The sequence below is a fragment of the Paraburkholderia sp. CNPSo 3272 genome (assembly GCF_024206495.1).
Classification (GTDB): domain Bacteria; phylum Pseudomonadota; class Gammaproteobacteria; order Burkholderiales; family Burkholderiaceae; genus Paraburkholderia.
Window position 1 is genome coordinate 385,212 of record NZ_JAMBPQ010000003.1, and the last position, 17,925, is coordinate 403,136.

Annotated in this window: 18 protein-coding genes; 13 read left to right on the top strand and 5 right to left on the bottom strand. The window is 63.8% G+C overall.

From position 1 onward, the window contains the following. Positions 1–19 precede the first annotated feature (19 nt). Entirely contained in the window at positions 20–1,093 is a 1,074-nt protein-coding gene (locus M3I53_RS06095) for a putative zinc-binding metallopeptidase (protein WP_254315066.1), read from the top strand. A gap of 37 nt (positions 1,094–1,130) precedes the next feature. On the opposite strand, the gene M3I53_RS06100 is transcribed toward M3I53_RS06095, so the two are convergent. Further along, positions 1,131–2,603, bottom strand: a complete 1,473-nt coding sequence (locus M3I53_RS06100; protein WP_254315067.1) for a circularly permuted type 2 ATP-grasp protein — start codon at positions 2,601–2,603, stop codon at positions 1,131–1,133. 155 nt (positions 2,604–2,758) lie between these two features. Further along, complete coding sequence (locus tag M3I53_RS06105) at positions 2,759–3,418, bottom strand: glutathione S-transferase family protein (RefSeq protein ID WP_254315068.1); 660 nt, start codon at positions 3,416–3,418, stop codon at positions 2,759–2,761. A 307-nt stretch (positions 3,419–3,725) separates the two neighbouring features. Between M3I53_RS06105 and M3I53_RS06110 the strand changes: the two genes are divergently transcribed. Further along, positions 3,726–5,069, top strand: coding sequence for a polyhydroxyalkanoate depolymerase (locus M3I53_RS06110; RefSeq protein WP_254315069.1), 1,344 nt, complete (start codon positions 3,726–3,728; stop codon positions 5,067–5,069). A 19-nt stretch (positions 5,070–5,088) separates the two neighbouring features. Here M3I53_RS06110 and M3I53_RS06115 read toward each other — a convergent pair whose 3' ends face one another. Continuing rightward, on the bottom strand, positions 5,089–5,526 hold the full coding sequence (locus M3I53_RS06115; protein ID WP_254315070.1) for a cupin domain-containing protein: 438 nt from the start codon (positions 5,524–5,526) through the stop codon (positions 5,089–5,091). Positions 5,527–5,733: 207 nt separating this feature from the next. Here M3I53_RS06115 and M3I53_RS06120 point away from each other — a divergent pair, with 207 nt between their 5' ends. The 4 genes from M3I53_RS06120 to M3I53_RS06135 all read left to right on the top strand — a co-directional run bounded on the left by M3I53_RS06120 (position 5,734) and on the right by M3I53_RS06135 (position 9,982). Continuing rightward, the gene (locus M3I53_RS06120) at positions 5,734–6,846 is read left to right on the top strand and encodes a BMP family ABC transporter substrate-binding protein (RefSeq protein ID WP_254315071.1); all 1,113 of its coding nucleotides are present in this window, start codon (positions 5,734–5,736) and stop codon (positions 6,844–6,846) included. 26 nt (positions 6,847–6,872) lie between these two features. Beyond that, complete coding sequence (locus tag M3I53_RS06125) at positions 6,873–7,409, top strand: nucleoside deaminase (RefSeq protein WP_254315072.1); 537 nt, start codon at positions 6,873–6,875, stop codon at positions 7,407–7,409. Between the two features lie 348 nt (positions 7,410–7,757). Continuing rightward, on the top strand, positions 7,758–8,525 hold the full coding sequence (locus M3I53_RS06130) for a ParA family protein (protein WP_254315116.1): 768 nt from the start codon (positions 7,758–7,760) through the stop codon (positions 8,523–8,525). Positions 8,526–8,626: 101 nt separating this feature from the next. Further along, positions 8,627–9,982, top strand: coding sequence for a tryptophan leader peptide (locus tag M3I53_RS06135; RefSeq protein WP_254315073.1), 1,356 nt, complete (start codon positions 8,627–8,629; stop codon positions 9,980–9,982). Positions 9,983–10,029: 47 nt separating this feature from the next. Here the strand turns inward: M3I53_RS06135 and M3I53_RS06140 are convergent, their stop codons facing one another. Together M3I53_RS06140 and M3I53_RS06145 are read right to left on the bottom strand one after the other, a co-directional pair. Further along, positions 10,030–10,791: an ABC transporter permease gene (locus M3I53_RS06140; RefSeq protein WP_254315074.1), complete on the bottom strand. Its 762-nt coding sequence runs from the start codon at positions 10,789–10,791 to the stop codon at positions 10,030–10,032. Then, the gene (locus M3I53_RS06145) at positions 10,788–11,783 is read right to left on the bottom strand and encodes an ABC transporter ATP-binding protein (protein WP_254315075.1); all 996 of its coding nucleotides are present in this window, start codon (positions 11,781–11,783) and stop codon (positions 10,788–10,790) included. Before M3I53_RS06145 ends, M3I53_RS06140 begins: the two co-directional genes overlap by 4 nt. Positions 11,784–11,953: 170 nt before the next feature. On the opposite strand from M3I53_RS06145, the gene M3I53_RS06150 reads away from it, so the two are divergent. The 7 genes from M3I53_RS06150 (at position 11,954) to hutG (ending at position 17,877) form a co-directional block, all read left to right on the top strand. Beyond that, positions 11,954–12,703, top strand: a complete 750-nt coding sequence (locus tag M3I53_RS06150; RefSeq protein WP_254315117.1) for an IclR family transcriptional regulator — start codon at positions 11,954–11,956, stop codon at positions 12,701–12,703. Positions 12,704–12,773: 70 nt separating this feature from the next. Then, on the top strand, positions 12,774–13,529 hold the full coding sequence (locus M3I53_RS06155; protein ID WP_254315076.1) for a transporter substrate-binding domain-containing protein: 756 nt from the start codon (positions 12,774–12,776) through the stop codon (positions 13,527–13,529). Positions 13,530–13,546: 17 nt separating this feature from the next. Further along, a complete protein-coding gene (locus M3I53_RS06160; RefSeq protein WP_069263172.1) occupies positions 13,547–14,215 on the top strand; it encodes an amino acid ABC transporter permease in 669 nt (222 codons plus the stop codon). Continuing rightward, on the top strand, positions 14,212–14,979 hold the full coding sequence (locus M3I53_RS06165) for an amino acid ABC transporter ATP-binding protein (protein WP_302057564.1): 768 nt from the start codon (positions 14,212–14,214) through the stop codon (positions 14,977–14,979). The genes M3I53_RS06160 and M3I53_RS06165 overlap by 4 nt, the downstream gene beginning before the upstream one ends. After that, a complete protein-coding gene (locus tag M3I53_RS06170; protein ID WP_254315077.1) occupies positions 14,976–15,617 on the top strand; it encodes a HutD family protein in 642 nt (213 codons plus the stop codon). Before M3I53_RS06165 ends, M3I53_RS06170 begins: the two co-directional genes overlap by 4 nt. A 4-nt stretch (positions 15,618–15,621) precedes the next feature. After that, positions 15,622–17,040: a formimidoylglutamate deiminase gene (locus tag M3I53_RS06175; protein ID WP_375542468.1), complete on the top strand. Its 1,419-nt coding sequence runs from the start codon at positions 15,622–15,624 to the stop codon at positions 17,038–17,040. A gap of 27 nt (positions 17,041–17,067) precedes the next feature. Further along, positions 17,068–17,877 (top strand): N-formylglutamate deformylase, encoded by an 810-nt coding sequence (gene hutG, locus M3I53_RS06180; RefSeq protein ID WP_254315078.1) that lies wholly within the window; start codon positions 17,068–17,070, stop codon positions 17,875–17,877. The last annotated feature ends 48 nt before the right edge of the window (positions 17,878–17,925 follow it).

Genomic DNA, 17,925 nt, shown 5'->3' on the forward strand with positions numbered 1-17,925 from the left:
CCCTCACAGGAATGCGGCAATGAAGACCTTTCACTGCGATCACTGCAATCAGTTGGTGTTTTTCGAAAACGAGCGCTGCGAGCGGTGCGAGTCGCGCCTCGGCTACGTGCCGCAGACCGGCGAGATGCACGCGTTCGAGGACGCAGGCGAGGGCCGCTGGCGCAGCCTGAATGCACAGGCAAACGGCGCGCTCTTTCGCCAGTGCCACAACTATGCGATCGAAAACGTCTGCAACGGCATGATTGCGGCCGATTGTGACGACACGCTGTGCCGCGCCTGCCAGTTCACGCGCACGATTCCAGACCTCTCGCGGCCGGAAAACCGCCTTTACTGGTATCGCCTCGAGACGGCCAAGCGGCGCCTGCTCTTCACGCTGGGAGCGCTCGGCCTGCCGCTCGTCACGCGCGCAGAAGACCCCGAGCATGGCCTGCAATTCGAGTTTCTCGAAGAGACGGGCGACGGTCAGCACATCATGACGGGCCACGATCACGGCCTCATCACGATGAACATCGCCGAGGCCGACGACGCGCATCGCGAGCGCACGCGCGTTTCGCTGCACGAGCCGTATCGCACCTTGCTGGGGCATTTCCGCCACGAGGTCGGCCACTACTATTTCGACCGTCTCATCGCGCAGGAGCCGACGGCGCGTTGGCTCGAACCGTTTCGCCGCCGCTTCGGCGACGAGCGCGCCGACTATGCCGCCGCGCTCGCCGCGCATTACGCCGACGGCCCCGCGCCCGACTGGGCCGAGCGCCACGTGAGCGCGTATGCATCCGTGCATCCGTGGGAGGACTGGGCCGAGACGTGGGCGCATTACCTGCATATCGTCGATACGCTCGACACGGCCACGGCCTGCGGCCTCGCGCTGTTGCCCGAAAGCCCCGACGAGCCCACGCTGGTCGACCAGACGCCGGTGGACGAGGCGAGCTTCGACAGCCTGATGGCGCGCTGGTTTCCGCTCACCTATGCGCTGAACAGCCTGAACCGCAGCCTCGGCATGCCCGACGGCTATCCGTTCGCGCTGGCTACGCCCGTCATCGACAAGTTGCGCTTCGTTCATCGCGTGATCTCGGCTTCGTCTTCGCGGCCGTGAACGTCCACGCGCCGCGCGAGTTCGTTGCTGCGCCGGCTCAGCGCTCCAGCACCCAGGTGTCCTTCGTGCCGCCGCCCTGCGAGGAATTGACCACGAGCGAGCCCTCGCGCAACGCGACGCGCGTGAGCCCGCCCGGCACCATGCGCACCTCCTTGCCCGAGAGCACGAACGGACGCAGGTCGATGTGGCGCGGCGCGACGCCCGATTCGACCCACGTCGGGCAGGTGGAAAGCGAGAGCGTGGGCTGCGCGATGTACTTGTCGGGGTTCGCGACGAGCGCCGCGCGAAATGCCTCGATCTCGGCGCGCGTGGCGGTGGGACCGATCAGCATGCCGTAGCCGCCCGCGCCGTGCGTTTCCTTCACGACCAGTTCCGGCAGATGGTCGAGCACGTAGCGCAGGTCGTCGGCCTTGCGGCACATCCACGTGGGCACGTTCTTGAGCAGCGGTTCCTCGCCGAGATAGAAGCGCACCATGTCGGGCACGTAGGGGTAGATCGACTTGTCGTCGGCGACCCCCGTGCCCACCGCGTTGCACAGCGTCACGTTGCCCTTGCGGTAGACGTTCATGAGGCCCGCCGCGCCGAGCGTCGAATCGGAGCGGAAAACGAGCGGGTCGAGAAAGTCGTCGTCTACGCGCCGGTAGATCACGTCTACACGCTGGGGGCCTTTCGTGGTGCGCATGTAGAGGTGATCGTTCTCGACGAACAGGTCCTGGCCTTCCACGAGTTCGATGCCCATTTGCTGCGCGAGGAACGCGTGCTCGAAGTAGGCGGAGTTGTACATGCCAGGGGTGAGCAGCACGACCGTCGGGTTGTCGGTGCCGGACGGCGCGGCGGCACGCAGCGTGTCGAGTAGCAGATCGGGGTAGTGCGCAACGGGCGCCACGCGATTGCGCACGAACAGATCGGGAAAGAGCCGCATCATCATCTTGCGGTTTTCCAGCATGTACGAGACGCCGGAGGGCACGCGCAGGTTGTCCTCGAGCACGTAGAACTCGCCCTCGGCGGCGCGCACGATATCGATGCCCGCGATATGCGCATAGGTGTCGTGCGCGACATGCACGCCCTGCATCTCGGGGCGGTACTGCGCGTTGCGCAGGATCTGGTCGGCGGGCACGATGCCGCGTTTGAGGATCTCCTGCTCGTGATAGATGTCGTGGATAAAGCGGTTGAGCGCGTTCACGCGCTGGCGCAGGCCGCGCTCGAGCGTGTTCCACTCCTGACGCTGGAAGATGCGCGGGATCACGTCGAACGGAATCGTGCGCTCGGTGCCCGCGCCCGTTACATCCTTTTCGCCATAGACGGCGAAGGTGATGCCCACGCGCCGGAAGATGGCATCGGCTTCCGTGCGCTTCTTGAGCATCTGCTGCTCGCTCTGTCTGCGCATCCAGGCAAAGAATTCGCGGTAGTGGGCGCGCGGCTCTCCGGCATGCGCGAACGCCGTGGCGGCCAGACCGCGAACGTCGAAATCCCCGTGCTCGAACATCTCGTTGAAGAATGTTTGCTTCATGTCCGTTTATCCGTTCGCTACTTTTTTTGCGCTCGCTTTTTCGAGTTTCTTCGCGCCGTTTCTTCGTACTGTTCGGTGATCGGGCTGCAGGCACAATGCAACTTCCATGCCGATGCGAGCGGCCAGATGCGCTCGGTGTTGGTGCACAAGGACGCTCAGAACTCCATATCGAGTTCGTCGATGTCCTCGGTTTCAGACTGGGCCGCCGCGATCCATTCGGCGACGTAAGGCTGCTTGAGAACGCGCATGCAGTAGTCGCCGATGTCGGGGTCGATCGGCACGTCATAGGTGAGCAGGCGCGTGACGACGGGCGCATACATCGCATCCGCCGCGCCGATCTCGCCAAAGAGCCATGGGCCGCCGTACTTCTGCAGGCATTCGCGCCAGATAGTCACGATGCGCGCGATGTCGTCCTGCGCACGCGACCAGACGCGAAAGTTCGGAAAGTGGCCGCGCAGGTTCATCGGCAGCGCGGAGCGCAATGCGCTGAAGCCCGAATGCATTTCCCCGCACACCGAGCGGCAGTGCGCGCGTGCCGTGCGGTCCGCGGGCAACAGCTGCGCCTGCGGCTGGATCTCGTTGAGGTATTCGCAAATCGCGAGCGTGTCCCAGACCGCGATGCCGTCGTGGCGCAGGCAGGGAACGAGAATCGAAGGCGAGAGCAGCAGAAGTTCGGCGCGCGTGGCCGCGTCGTCGAGCGGCACCGTCACCGTGTCGAATTCGAGTCCGGCGAGTCTGGCCAGCAGCCAGCCGCGCATGGACCACGACGAATAGTTCCGGCTGCTGATCGTCAGGGTCGTATTCGTCTGACTCATGGGTCGCTCCCGAACGGTGAGGAAATAGCGGCAAACATGTGACGGTCAGAAGGCCGCATGCACCGAATGCGCGCATCGCGCCTGCATGCACCGCTCGCGCCGATTCGACGCACTACATTGCTGCATGCCGGAGGCAACGCCGCTTCCTGCGAAGCGCAAGCGGCCCGCAGCCATGGCGTGGCGCGCTGGCCAACCCGCGCGTGCTCGCGCGCCTGGCCGTGCAAGTGCAAGCACTGTGCCAATGAACGCTTCTGGCATACGTATTGCCTGCTTCGCTACGCGTTCAAGACAATCGGGATCTCTGCCCATGAACCTGCTCGCCTATCTGGCCTACCAGACGTTCGCGGACTTGACGAGGTTCGGGCGCGCCAGCGCCTCGTTCTCGCGCGCGGCGCTCGCGGCGTGGCCCGCGCTCGCGTGCGGCTTCGACGCGCGTTATCTCGATGCGTGGTGGGAGCAGATCGAGCTTGCCGGGCTCTCGCACGCACGGCCGCCGTTCGAAATCGACGGAGTGGAAGTGGATGGCGTGAGCACACCGGTGACCGAAATCGTCGTCAAGCGCACGCCATTCGCCTCGCTGCTGCATTTTCGCAAGGACGTCGTCGCCGCGCCGCAGCCGCGCGTGCTGCTCGTCGCGCCCATGTCGGGGCACTTCGCGACGCTGCTGCGCGGCACCGTGCGCACCATGCTCGCCGATCACGACGTCTATATTACCGACTGGCACAATCCGCGCGACGTGCCGTTGTCGGCGGGGCGCTTCGGCTTCGACGAATACGTCGAGCACGTCATGTCCTTCATTCGGCGCATCGGCCCCGATGCGCATCTGGTGGCGATCTGCCAGCCCACGGTCGCGGCGCTAGCGGCCGTATCGTTGATGGCCGCCGACAACGATCCCGCGCAGCCCGCGAGCATGACGCTGATGGCGGGACCGATCGATTGCCGGGTGAATCCCACCAAGGTCAACAATCTCGCCAACAGCAAGCCGCTCAAGTGGTTCGAGCGCAATCTCATCAGCGCGGTGCCAGGCGGCTTTCCCGGCGCGCAGCGTCGCGTGTATCCGGGCTTCGTGCAGCTCGGCGCGTTCATGTCGATGAACCTCGAGCGTCATCTCGCTTCGTTCGAGGAGATGCGCCACGAGCGGGCGAAGGGCGACCCCGCGAGAGCGGATGCGCTCAACGTGTTCTACCGCGAGTACTTCGCCACGTCCGATCTCACCGCGGAGTTCTATCTGGAAACGGTCAGCTCGGTGTTTCAGGAATACGCCCTGCCGTCAGGCAAGCTCAAGGTGGGCGAGCGCCTCGTGGAGCCGCATGCGATTCGCCGCACCGCGCTGCTCACGATTGAAGGCGAGAAGGACGATATCTGCGCGGTCGGCCAGACCGTTGCGGCCCATGACCTGTGCCGGGGGCTGCGCCCCTACATGAAGACACATCACGTGCAGACGGGCGTGGGCCACTATGGCGTGTTCAATGGCCGCCGCTGGGACACGCAGATCTATCCGCTCGTGCGTTCGACGATCCACGACCACGAGCCGCGCGCGCGGCGTATGGCGGCGCTGGAGGCGATGGGCGACGATCGGGTGACCCTGCGCGCGCTGCTCGATGCCGATGCGCATGCCGCGACGGCAATCAGCCGCGCCGCCGCAACATAGCCGAACCTTGGCGGGTGCATTACGTTATGGGGCTCGCTTGCCAGGGCGTTGGCGCGGGCACGGCGCAGGGTGCTTCCACATCGATCGACTTGAAGTCGGCGGGGCTCACGATTTCGAGGTACTCCATGTCGGGCGAGTAATCGAACAGGTAATGGGCGATGCCCGGCGCCTGATGCACGCAGTCGCCCGCTTCGACGAGCGTCTCCTTCTCGCCGTACATGAAGCGCGCCCAGCCCTTGAGCATGATGACGATATGAAACTCTGCCTCATGCCGGTGCCAGCCCGTGCCCAGTTCCGGCGCAAGATTCGCCCTGACGAGTTGCGCGACCACCTTGCCATGCGTGGCCTTGGCGATTCCCAGGTCGCGATAGACAAAGAAGTCGCGCAGCCCGCCGTCCGTGAACGAGGTGTCCTGTGGCTTGACGTGCGAAAAGTCAGTAGCGAGTGCGGTTTGCATGACAGGTCTCCGGAGCGCAAAGGTTGAAGGGGCAAAGGGTCTGGCAAGCACGACGCGTTCCAGCGGGAAGCGGTGGACGTTCGCGTGCTTGAACGACGCAATGAGCGTTATATCCATTCCGTTATCCATCACATAAAGAATCGAAAATTCGGCCTCAATTTTGACTGACCAGTATCTGACCTTTCCATTCCCTGTTTCGGAGACCTCATGACAACAAGATTCGCTCGCGCGTCGGTGCGCTCGCTGCACCTCGCGGCTGCGCTGTTCGCCGCGCTCGGCGCCTGGGTCGCGTCGAGCCCCACTGCCGCCGCAGCGGCCCCGATGGGCGTCGCGTTCGTCTACCTCGGCAACCCCGGCGACGCAGGCTGGACCTACGCGCACGAACAGGGCGTGAAGGCGATCGAAGCGAAATACGGCGACAAGATCAAGGTGACGCGCGTGGAGAACGTGCCCGAATCCGCCGACTCGGAGCGCGTGTTTCGCGACCTCGCGAGCAAGGGCAACAAGATCATCGTGGGCTCGAGCTTCGGATTTCAGGACTTCGAACTGAAGACCGCAAAGGACTATCCCGACGTCGTCTTCGAGCATGCGACGGGATACAAGAAGGCCACGAACTTCGCGACCTATGACGTGCGCACGTACCAGAGCGCATATCTGGCCGGCCTCGTCGGCGGCTATACGACGAAGACGAATACGCTCGGCTTCGTCGCCTCTGTGCCGGTGCCCGAAGTGGTGCGCAACATCAACGCCTTCACAATGGGCGCGCGTTCGGTCAATCCGAATGCGAAGGTCAAGGTCATCTGGATCAATAGCTGGTTCGATCCGGGCAAGGAGAAACAGGCCGCCGAAACGCTGATCGGCCAGGGCGCGGACGTGCTGATCCAGAACACCGACTCGACGGCGACGATGCAGACGGCCGAGCAGAAGAAAGTGCATGCGTTTGGTTGGGATTCCGACATGAAGAAGTTCGGCCCGAATGCCCAACTGGGGGCTTGCGTGAGCTACTGGGGCGTGTATTACTCTCACCTGGTCGAACAGGTGCAAGCCGGCACGTGGACCAACACGCCGACGTGGTGGGGTCTCAAGGAAAAGGCCATCGACCTCGCCGACATCAACACCGCAACTGTCTCGCCTGCCGCGCAAAAGGCGCTCGCGCAGAAGCGCGACGACATCATCGCCGGTAAATTCGATCCGTTCGCGGGGCCGATCAAGGATCAGAGCGGCGCGATCAAGGTGGCAGCGGGCACGTCGCTGCCCGACGCCGAGTTGCTGCGGCTGAACTGGTTTGTGCAGGGTGTAGACGGCGCGTTGCCAAAATGAAACCGCCAACAAGGAGGAGACTCGCTTTGAGCCTGACCATTTCCCCACAAGAGAACATTTCTGAGTTCCCGGAGCAAGGGCTCGCGCCGACGCGCGAACAGATCGTCCGCCATTTGCGGCACGCGAGCGTGGTCGCGGAACGTGCGACGCAGTTGGGCCATCACCCGTTTGGCGCCATTCTCGTCGGACCCGATCAGGAATCGGTTCTCATCGAACAGGGCAATGTGGATACCGTCAATCATGCGGAAGCCGTGCTCGCGCGCATCGCCGCGCTCAACTTTACGCCCCAATACTTGTGGAGTTGCACGCTCTATACGACGGTCGAGCCGTGTTGCATGTGCGCGGGCACGGCCTATTGGGCGAACATCGGGCGCGTGGTGTTCGGCATGACCGAAGAGCGGCTGCTGCAGGCCACGGGCAATCACGCGGAAAATCCCACGATGAGCGTGTCGTCGCGCTATGTTTTCGATCATTGCCAGAAGCGCGTTGAGCTGATTGGGCCCGTAGCCGAGGTCGAGGAGGAAGTGATGCAGGTGCAGCGCGGATTTTGGGGATACGGGTGAGCAGAGACTTTGGGTTGCGATCCACGAAATTGCGCTTTGAGTCACCTGACCTATCCTTAATGCACCGGCATCCATTTGAACAGGAGAAACGCAAATGAAAGCTCGGCGCATCTTTGCAGCCCTGTTGGCTGTATCGCTTGTCCTGGCGCTGCCAGCCACCGCGACTTACGCCTGCGACGGTACGGGTTATAACCAGCCAGGCACTGGAAAATGAAGCGACTATGTAATCAGCTGCGTGCCTGCCCTTGCCAGGAAAAGCGCCGCCAAAAATCTTTATTGCACCGCCGCATCGGGTATGCTGATCCCCATCCATCTCATTGAATGAGAGAGAAACAGGGGAGCGAAGACATGCGGCGCGTGGTGTTCAATCAGAAGGGTGGCGTAGGCAAGTCAACGATCGTTTGCAACCTCGCTGCGATCAGCGCGAGCGAGGGGCGGCGCACGCTCGTCATCGACCTCGACGCGCAGGCAAATTCGAGCCAGTACCTGCTCGGCGCGGCTTCCACCGATGCGAAGCCCAACGTCGCCGACTTCTTCGAAACCGCGCTGACGTTCAGCTTCCGGCCGGTCGAGGTCACGTCTTTCATTCATTCGACACCGTTCGAGAATCTGGACGTGATGCCCGCGCATCCCGATCTCGACACGCTGCAAGGGAAGCTCGAGTCGCGTTACAAGATCTACAAGCTGCGCGACGCGCTCAGAGAACTCGACATGTACGATGCGATCTACATCGACACGCCGCCTGCGCTGAACTTCTACACGCGCTCGGCGCTGATCGCGGTCGAGCGCTGCCTCATTCCATTCGACTGCGACGACTTCTCGCGCCGCGCACTTTACACGCTGCTCGAAAACGTGAAAGAAATTCAGCAGGACCACAATGCCGCGCTCACGGTCGAAGGCATCGTCATCAACCAGTTCCAGCCGCGCGCGAGCCTGCCGCAGCAACTCGTGGACGAACTCGTCGATGAAGGATTGCCGGTGCTGTCGTCGCGGCTGTCTTCGTCGGTGAAGATTCGCGAATCGCATCAGCAGGCCAAGCCCGTCGTTCACCTCGATCCGGCGCACAAGCTCACGCGCGAATTCCTCGCGCTCCATCAGGAACTGAGCGGGGCTTAAAGGGCAAGCGCGGACATCACCGGTTTACGCCCTCGGCGGAGTATGCAAGTATCCCTCGCAGCGAGTCGCACCGAGACTCCTGCTCTCTTGCGAGGTGCAGAATGGACTGGAGGTTCTGGAAGACAGAGAAGCGCCAGGAAGAGGCGCGCAACTGGCCCACCAATACGCATGAATCGATACGCCAACTCCTGGGCATGTACCTGGGCGTCGGCACGCCGCCGTTTGCGAACTGGGCCGCGCCCGGCGTGGCATTCACACCCGAAGTCGAATCGATTGCCCAAAATGGGGTCAAGGGCTATCAGCTCGCCCTCTGGTTCTGGCTCTTTGCCGAAAAGCACGGCACCATCGCGGCGAGAATGGCGCGCGAAACGTTCTGCCTGCTCGCCGATGCGACGCAGCCGTCGTCGGGAGACGCGATCGATGCGCTCCTCGATCAGGAAAACCGCCTCGCGCACGCTGTCGAGGCGATTTCCGCCGAGCAGCGTGTGTTCCGACTGGAAGGCCTGAGCGTCGAGCTGCCGATGGAATTCTTCTTGGCCACCGGCACGCTAAAGCTCAGGTCGGACTCGCCTTATGCGGGGGATGTGGCCGCCTCCCTGCAGGGCAACGACTACAAGCTGGCGGACTGCTTTCGCCACGCGACCGACGAAGCGCTGTCCATTTTCCGGCCGATGATCCAGGCGGTCGAATTCGACGCGAAGACTTTGCCCAACTGGAAATGGAGCGCCCGTCCGGGCGCGGCGGAGCGGCATCTGCAGCGGCGCTACAGCAATCCGCTCTTTCCGCTGCACCGGCAGATGGTGACGGCTCACGACGTGCATGAGGCGCGTCTCGCCGACAACCAGGCGCTGCAGGATATCCGCAACGAACTCAATGAAGTGCGCCGCGCATTTTTCGAAAAGCCGGAGCTGCCGTTGAACTGGCTGGCGTACCTCGAAAGCTACCGGGACGAGGTGGACAGGCTCGATGAACGCCGCCTCGTGGCGGGTGGCCAGAACGCGGCGCTCGGCGAAGCGATAGCGGCGCTGCGTGCCGAGGTTCTGGCGCCGTGGCGCGCCGAGATCCAAAAGAATCGCCACAGCCTGGCTACGCTCGAGCAGGACGAAGCGCGCAGGGCTGAACGGCGCGCGCTGCTGTACGGCTGCGACTGGACCGCGCAACTGCTCAGTCACGGCTCGCTGATCCCGCCGGACGAAGTCGTTCCCGCTTTGCTGAGCGAATCTCCAGCGGATCTGGAGCGGGCGGTGACCGGTTTGCAGTCGGAGCCGCGCCTGCATGAAACGCTGGCGCACTGCCGGGCCGTTGCGCATCGGCTCGTGAACGAGCTGCGCGCGGCCGGTCACAACTTTCCCGATATGACCGACAAGCTGCGCATTCTGGACGGCACCTTCGACGCTCCCTTGAATGGCCCGCAAGACCGGCCGCTCGACGGCGCGCCGGGAGAGATGCCGGCCTGAAGTTCGAGGCGGGCGCCCGGCTAGTTAGCCAACGTCAGTCGCTAACTTCAGGTTTTCAGCCGGTAGCCTGTCTTGAAGATCCACGCGGTGATCGCGAGGAAAACGGCGAGAAAGGCGGCCGTCATGCCGAGACTCACGCCGACGTCGACATCGGCGAGCCCGTAGAAGCTCCAGCGAAAACCGCTGATGAGATAGACGATGGGGTTGAATAGCGTGATCACCTTCCATGTCGTAGGCAGCATGTCGACCGAGTAGAAGGCGCCGCCGAGAAAGGTCAGCGGCGTGATGATCAGGAGCGGGACGATTTGCAGCTTCTCGAAGTTGTCCGCCCAGATGCCGATGATGAAGCCGAGCAGGCTGAACGTGACCGCAGTGAGCAGCAGAAACAGCGCCATCCACACGGGATGCTGGATCTGGATCGGCACGAAGAGCGCCGCGGTCGCGAGGATGATGAGCCCGAGCACGACCGACTTGGTCGCCGCCGCGCCGACATAGCTGACCACGATTTCGAGGTAGGACACGGGCGCCGAGAGCAACTCGTAGATCGTGCCCGTGAAGCGCGGGAAGTAGATGCCGAACGACGCGTTCGAGATGCTCTGCGAGAGCAGCGACAGCATTATGAGGCCCGGCACGATGAACGCGCCGTAGCTGACCCCGTTCACTTCCTTGATGCGCGAACCGATTGCAGAGCCGAATACGATGAAGTAGAGCGAAGTCGAAATGACCGGCGCGACAATGCTCTGCATCAGCGTGCGCCGCGTGCGCGCCATTTCGAACCGGTAAATGGCGCGAATTGCGTAATGGTTCATCGGGAAGTTACCTGTCCTTTGCCGTCTTCTGCGACCGAATCTGGCGTGGGCCGTGAAGCGGCCGCCGGGTCCTTATGGACGAGACTCACGAAGATGTCCTCCAGTGAACTCTGGCTCGTTTTCAAGTCCGTGAAACCGATGCCGGCCTCGTTCAGATTCTTGAGCAGCGTTGTAATGATGTCGTTGCGTTCGTTTTCGCTGTCGTAGGTGTAGGTGAGTTCGGCGCCGCCGTCGGCCAGTTCCAGTCCCCAGGCGGCGAGCGCATCCGGAATCGCGCTCAGCGGAGCGTCGAGCTGCAGCGTCAGCTGTTTGCGGCCGAGCTTGCGCATGAGCACGTCCTTGCGCTCGACGAGCATGATCTTGCCTGCATTGATGACGCCGATGCGATCGGCCATCTCCTCCGCCTCGTCGATGTAGTGCGTCGTCAGGATGATCGTCACGCCGTTCGCCTTGAGCCCGCGCACGAGTTCCCACATGTCGCGGCGCAGCTCTACGTCCACACCCGCCGTCGGCTCGTCCAGAAACAGCACTTGCGGCTCGTGCGCGAGCGCCTTCGCGATCAGCACGCGCCGCTTCATGCCGCCCGAGAGCGTCATGATCTTGTTGTTCCGCTTCTCCCACAGCGAGAGGTCGCGCAGCACGCGCTCGACATACGCGGGATTGGGCGGCTTGCCGAACAGGCCGCGGCTGAACGATACGGTGGCCCAGACCGTTTCGAACGCGTCGGTCGTCAACTCCTGCGGCACGAGGCCGATCAGCGAGCGTGCGGCGCGGTAGTCGGCGAGGATATCGTGACCGGCCACGCGCACACTGCCTTCGCTCGCATTGACGATGCCGCAGACGATGCTGATCAGCGTCGTCTTGCCGGCGCCATTCGGCCCCAGCAGCGCGAAGATTTCGCCCCGCGCAATGTCGAGATTGATGTTCGTGAGCGCCCGGAGTCCCGATGCATAAACTTTCGAGAGTTTCTCGATGGAGAGGATCGTTTGCATGTGCGTGACATTACCAGAAGCGGGTAAAACACATCGCGCGGACCCGCGCGGGACATCGGACATCGCCAGGGAAAACCCTCTCATTTCATTCCCATTCGCTGGGAATCGTATTTTTGATTTCCGGGAGTGACGTGGCATGCTGAGTGCATCAATCAGCCTTCGTCATTCAGGTGAAACAGGAACCCGCTGTTACCGGCGCAGAGCGCCTGCTACTGGTGCTTTCGGCACTCGCGAGCCGCGGCAAGGCAATGTCCGCGAAGGACATGCTCGCAGCCACGGGGCTCGCGCAAAGCACACTCTACCGCCAGGTTGCGGTGCTCAAGCGCTGGGGTTTCGTGACCGAAGACGCCGGCTACTACGCGCCGGGTCCCATCAGTCTGCAGCTTGCGCTCGGCTTCGACGTCAATTCGCTGCTCGTCGAATCGAGCCGCGAAGGCATGCTGCAACTCGCGCGGACCTCGCAGGAGAGTGTCGGGCTCGTCGTCGCCGTGAACGACCAGGTGGTTTGCCTCGAAATGGTCGAAAGCACACATTCCCTGCGCTGCTCGTTCGAGAAGGGGCGCGCGGTGCCGCTCAAGGCTGGGGCGTCGGCCAGATCGTTGCTCGCGTTCATGCACGAAAAAGTGCGCGGCGAAACGCTCGATCGCATTTTCGCCGGCGACCCTCAGGGCCGCGCCGCCATGGAAGCGGAACTGAAGCAGATTCGCACGCGCGGCTACGCGGTGAGCGAAAGCGAAGTCGATCCCGGCGTATGGGGCGTCAGTGCGCCGGTGTTCCGGCGCGTTGCGCGTGGGGCGGGGGCGAACGCATCGATCACCTTGATGGCGCCGTCTTCGCGCGTGGCGGGCCGCGAACTGCAGCTCGCCGACTGGACCTTGCGCACAGCGCATACCATCTCCGCCCGCCTGCTGACCGATTGACCGCAACGAACGAAGCCAAAGAACGAAGCCAAAAACCGCAGCGTCCCGAGAAACCACACAGGAGTCCAAGATGAAACTGCATAAACTGCTGTCCGCCACGTGCGTCGCCCTCGCGATGTTCGCCGCCGCAGCTCCCGGCACCGCGAGCGCGCAAGCGCAGAACGTCCTCCAGGTCGCGACCGATGCGACGTTCCCGCAGATGGAGTTCACGGAAAACGGTCAGCGCACCGGCTTCGACGTCGATCTCATGAACGCGCTCGCCAAGGCAATGGGCAAGCAGGTCCAGTGGACCGACATCGACTTCAAGGGGCTGATTCCGGGTCTGATCGCGCACCGCTTCGACGCCGCGATCTCCGGCATCTACATCACGCCCGAACGCAGCCAGGTGGTGGACTTCACGCAGCCGTATTTCGCGGGCGGCCTCGTCGCGCTCGTGAAGGCCGACTCGCCCATCAAGACGCTCGCCGATCTCGACGGCAAGAAGGTCTCGGTTCAGGTCGGCACGAAGTCGGTGAACTTCCTGCGCGACAACTACCCGAAGGTCACGCGCGTCGAGGTCGAGAAGAACCAGGAAATGTTCGATCTGGTCGGCATTGGCCGCGCGGATGCCGCCGTGACGGGCAAGCCCGCCGCGTATCAGTTCGCCCGCACGCGCGCAGGATTTCGCGTGCTCGACACCGAGCTGACGAAGGAAGCCTATGGCATTGCCGTGCGCAAGGACGAACCGCAACTGCGCGATGCGCTGAACGCGGCGCTTGCGAAGATCAAGGCGGACGGCACTTACGCCCAGATCGTGAACAAGTGGTTCGGCTCGAGTTCGAAGTGAACCGGCGGACCTGATCCATGCAACTCGACTTCTCTCCGGCGATCGCCGGTTGGGCCGACATCGCACACGGCGCGCTGGTCACGGTCGAAGTGACCGCCGCCGCGCTCGTGCTCAGCTGCATGCTCGGCCTCCTGATCGGCATCGGCCGGCTCGCGCCGCAACGGCGGCTCGTTTACGGCTTCTGCACGGGCTACCTCGTCTTCTTTCGCGGCACGCCGCTGCTCGTGCAGCTTTTCCTGCTGTTCTTCGGACTGCCGCAGTTCAACATCCTGCTGCCGGCGTTCGTCTGCGGCATGCTGGGACTCGGGCTCTATTCGGCGGCGTATGTCTCGGAGATCGTGCGCGGCGCGATCCAGTCCGTCGATCGCGGGCAGATGGAAGCCGCGCGTTCGATCGGCATGTCGTCGGCGCAGGCCATGCGCGCGATCATCCTGCCGCAGGCCGTGGTGCGCATGATTCCGCCGCTCGGCAACGAATTCATCGCGCTCATCAAGAATTCCGCGCTGGTCTCGCTGCTGACGATCGACGACCTGATGCATGAAGGCCAGAAGATCATCAGCGTTTCGTATCGCTCGCTGGAGGTGTATCTCGTGATTGCACTCGTCTATCTCGTGCTCACGCAGACGACAAACTATGCGCTGCATCGCGTCGAGCGCCGCTTGCGCGCAGGAGGGATGGTGCAATGAGCGCACAACCGGAACCGATCGTCAGCATTCGCGGACTCAAGAAGTCATTTGGTTCGCACCTCGTGCTCAACGGCATCGACTTCGACATTCAGCCGCAACAGGTCGTCGTGGTGATCGGCCCTAGCGGCTCGGGCAAGAGCACGTTCCTGCGCTGCTGCAATGGCCTCGAGCAGCCCGAGGGCGGCACCGTCGATATCTGCGGTCATCGCCTCGTGGAAAACGGCGCAATGCTCAAGGACCGCGCGCTCAACGCGCTGCGTACCGAAGTCGGCATGGTGTTCCAGTCGTTCAACCTGTTCCCGCACCTCTCGGTGCTGCACAATATCACGGTTGGACCGCGCATGTTGCGCGGGGCTTCGAAGGCGCAAGCCGAGTCCGCCGCGCTTGCGCTGCTCGAGAAAGTCGGGCTCGCGCACAAGGCGCATGTGATGCCGGCGAGCCTTTCGGGTGGGCAGAAGCAGCGTGTCGCCATTGCGCGCGCGCTTGCGATGCAGCCGCGCGTGATGTTGTTCGACGAGCCGACTTCCGCGCTCGACCCGGAGCTGGTCGGCGAGGTGCTGCAGGTCATGAAGCTGCTGGCTTCCGAGGGCATGACGATGGTGGTCGTCACGCACGAGATGGGCTTCGCGAAAGAAGTGGCCGACGTCGTGGTGGTGATGGACGGCGGCGAGATTGTCGAGGCGGGACCGCCTTCGACGATCTTCACCGCACCGGCACAGCCGCGCACGCGCAGTTTCCTGCAAGCGGTGTTGTCGCGCGCATGAGCCGATCGTCCGTACCCGAAGGCAGGGCAGGTGCAAAAGTGACGCTGCTGCGCGGCGTCGATCTCGTGCCCGCGCCCTGGAAAAACGGCGGCGGCGTGACGCGTGAAATCGCGACGGGTTGCGCAGCGAGCGCGCTGCCCGATGGGTTCGCGTGGCGTGCGAGTCTCGCGGATATCGCGCAAGCCGGGCCGTTTTCGTGCTTCGCGGGCATAGACCGCACGCTCGTGTTGATCGACGGTGCCGCCTTGCAGTTGAACGAGGCGAGCGCAGGAGGGCAAGAGCCTCACGCCACGCATACGCTGGAACGCGCGCTGGACGTCGCCCGCTTTGCCGGTGAAGCCGCAATCGATGCACGGATCGCCGCCGGGCCCGTGCGCGTGTTCAACCTGATGGTGCGCCGCGAGGCCGCGCGCGGCGCGCTCGAAGTGTGGCGCGAGGCAACGCGGCGCAGCGTGCATGCGCAGACCGTGTTGCTGCATGCCGTGCAACGTCAAGCCGAGGTGAGCGTGGCGGGCGAGGGCTTCATCGCACTCGCGCCCGGCGACACGTTGCGCGTGGACGCGGAGCAAGCCGTGGACCTCGAAACGCGCGTCGAGGGCGCGCTGCTTGTCGCCACACTCGATATCGCGCAAGCCTGATTTCATGAGCACCCTGATTCCTCCGCTTTCCATGACGAACGCGCTCTTCGCGGATCATGCGTATTTGCCCGGCGGTTGGCGCCGCAATGTGCTGTTCGAATGGGACGCCACGGGCACGTTGCGCCGAGTGACGCCCGATCTGGCGCAAGTGCCTCAAGGCGTTGCGCGCGCGGCGGGGCCGATCATGCCTGGCATGCCTAATCTCCATTCGCATGCGTTTCAGCGCGCGATGGCGGGCCTCACCGAATATCGCGCGAATCCCACCGACAGCTTCTGGAGCTGGCGCGACCTGATGTACCGCTTTGCGGCGCGCATCACGCCCGACGATCTTGCCGCGGTCGCAAGCTGGCTCTACGTGGAGATGCTCAAGGCGGGTTATACCTCCGTCTGCGAGTTTCACTACGTGCATCACGCGCAGGACGGCCAGCGTTATGCGAGCCCCGCCGAACTGGCGCAGCACGTGGTCGAGGCAGCGAGCGTGACAGGCATCGGCATGACGATGTTGCCCGTGCTCTACCAGTACAGCGGCTTCGGCGCGCAAGCGCCGCGCGACGATCAGCGGCGCTTCATCAACACGCCGGAACAATTGCTCGGCATCGTCGATGCGCTGCGTGCGTGGCGGCCCGAGCACGGCGCGTTGCGCTATGGCGTCGCGCCACATTCGTTGCGCGCGGTTTCGCATGATTCGTTGCGCGTGCTGCTGGAAGGTCTGGATCAGTCGCTTCCTGGTGCGCCCGTGCACATCCACATCGCCGAGCAGACGGCCGAAGTCGAGGCTTGCATGGCGACCGAGGGCGCGCGGCCCGTGCAATGGCTGCTCGATCGCTTCGATGTGAACGCGCGCTGGTGCCTCGTGCATGCGACGCATATCGATGCGCGGGAGACCGCCACGCTCGCGCAAAGCGGTGCGATTGCGGGCCTGTGCCTCACGACCGAAGCCAATCTCGGCGATGGCATTTTTCCCGCGCACGAGTATCTCGATGCGGGCGGCGCATTCGGCATCGGCTCGGATAGCCATATCGGCGTGGACTGGCGCGCCGAATTGCGCTTGCTCGAATACGGTCAGCGGCTCACGCGGCGCGAACGCAACGTGCTGGCGTCGCCCGAGACTGTGCCGGTGGCCGATCGTCTTTTCGACGCGGCGCTCGCGGGCGGCGCGAGTGCGACAGGGCGCAAGGTCGGCGCATTAAAGGAGGGCGCCCGCGCAGACTGGCTCGTGCTCGACGCGCAGCATCCGAACCTCGCGCAGCAGACGCCGCAAAGCTGGCTATCCTCAGTGGTGTTCTGCGAGCACGGCGAGACACCGGTGCGCGACGTCTATGTGGGCGGCGAGCAAGTCGTCGCGCAGCGCCGCCACCGCGACGAAGCGCGCCTATACGCCGATTATCGCAAGGCGTTGAACCATCTCCTCGCCGGCGCTTGAGTGCGCGGCCAACCGAACGGAGCCCTCATGACCGACCTCTTCACGCTCGAACGCGGCACGGCGCCGCTGCTGATCTCGATTCCCCACCTCGGCACGCAGATTCCCGAGTCGCTGCGCGACGCCTATACGGACATCGCGCTCACGGTCGCCGATACCGATTGGCATCTCGACCGGCTCTACGCGTTTGCGAAGACGCTGGGCGCGACGATACTCGGTGCGCGCGTGTCGCGCTATGTGATCGACCTGAACCGCCCGCCCAACGACGAAAGCCTGTATCCGGGGCAGACGACGACTTCGCTGTGCCCGACCGAAACGTTCCGTGGCGAGGCGCTCTATCGCGAGGGCCGCGCGCCTGATGCGCACGAGCGGCAAGGCCGCGTCGCCACGTACTGGCAGCCGTATCACGACGCGCTGCGCGCCGAGCTGCAGCGCCTGCGCGCGCAGCACGCCAACGTGCTGCTGTGGGAAGCGCACTCGATTGCGAGCGTGCTGCCGCGGCTATTCGACGGGAAGCTGCCCGATCTGAACATCGGCACGCAGGACGGCCGCACGGCGGCGGCAGCGGTGCAGGCGGCGGTCGAGCGCGCGGCGGCCGCGAGCGACTTCACGTGGATCGCGAATGGCCGCTTCGAGGGCGGCTACAACACGCGTCACTACGGCGCGCCACAGGACGGCGTGCATGCGGTGCAACTCGAAATGTGCCAGTCGACGTACATGAGCGAGGCAGCGCCGTTCGACTACGCGCCTTTGCTCGCGCAGAAAGTCGAGCCGGTGGTGAGCAGGATGGTTGGCGGCGCGTTAGAGGCCGTGAAGGCGATGAACGCCTCCGCGGGCTGATTGCGCGGCGCGTGAATGCACTATTAAGCGAATCCCTACCTTTCACGC

Coding starts and splice junctions, on each gene's coding strand:
- M3I53_RS06140 (WP_254315074.1), bottom strand. CDS start 10,791: ATGAACCATTACGCAATTCGCGCCATTTACCGGTTCGAAATGGCGCGC.
- M3I53_RS06175 (WP_375542468.1), top strand. CDS start 15,622: ATGAGCACCCTGATTCCTCCGCTTTCCATGACGAACGCGCTCTTCGCG.
- M3I53_RS06130 (WP_254315116.1), top strand. CDS start 7,758: ATGCGGCGCGTGGTGTTCAATCAGAAGGGTGGCGTAGGCAAGTCAACG.
- M3I53_RS06160 (WP_069263172.1), top strand. CDS start 13,547: ATGCAACTCGACTTCTCTCCGGCGATCGCCGGTTGGGCCGACATCGCA.
- M3I53_RS06135 (WP_254315073.1), top strand. CDS start 8,627: ATGGACTGGAGGTTCTGGAAGACAGAGAAGCGCCAGGAAGAGGCGCGC.
- M3I53_RS06145 (WP_254315075.1), bottom strand. CDS start 11,783: ATGCAAACGATCCTCTCCATCGAGAAACTCTCGAAAGTTTATGCATCG.
- M3I53_RS06100 (WP_254315067.1), bottom strand. CDS start 2,603: ATGAAGCAAACATTCTTCAACGAGATGTTCGAGCACGGGGATTTCGAC.
- M3I53_RS06155 (WP_254315076.1), top strand. CDS start 12,774: ATGAAACTGCATAAACTGCTGTCCGCCACGTGCGTCGCCCTCGCGATG.
- M3I53_RS06165 (WP_302057564.1), top strand. CDS start 14,212: ATGAGCGCACAACCGGAACCGATCGTCAGCATTCGCGGACTCAAGAAG.
- hutG (WP_254315078.1), top strand. CDS start 17,068: ATGACCGACCTCTTCACGCTCGAACGCGGCACGGCGCCGCTGCTGATC.
- M3I53_RS06120 (WP_254315071.1), top strand. CDS start 5,734: ATGACAACAAGATTCGCTCGCGCGTCGGTGCGCTCGCTGCACCTCGCG.
- M3I53_RS06095 (WP_254315066.1), top strand. CDS start 20: ATGAAGACCTTTCACTGCGATCACTGCAATCAGTTGGTGTTTTTCGAA.
- M3I53_RS06110 (WP_254315069.1), top strand. CDS start 3,726: ATGAACCTGCTCGCCTATCTGGCCTACCAGACGTTCGCGGACTTGACG.
- M3I53_RS06170 (WP_254315077.1), top strand. CDS start 14,976: ATGAGCCGATCGTCCGTACCCGAAGGCAGGGCAGGTGCAAAAGTGACG.
- M3I53_RS06105 (WP_254315068.1), bottom strand. CDS start 3,418: ATGAGTCAGACGAATACGACCCTGACGATCAGCAGCCGGAACTATTCG.
- M3I53_RS06115 (WP_254315070.1), bottom strand. CDS start 5,526: ATGCAAACCGCACTCGCTACTGACTTTTCGCACGTCAAGCCACAGGAC.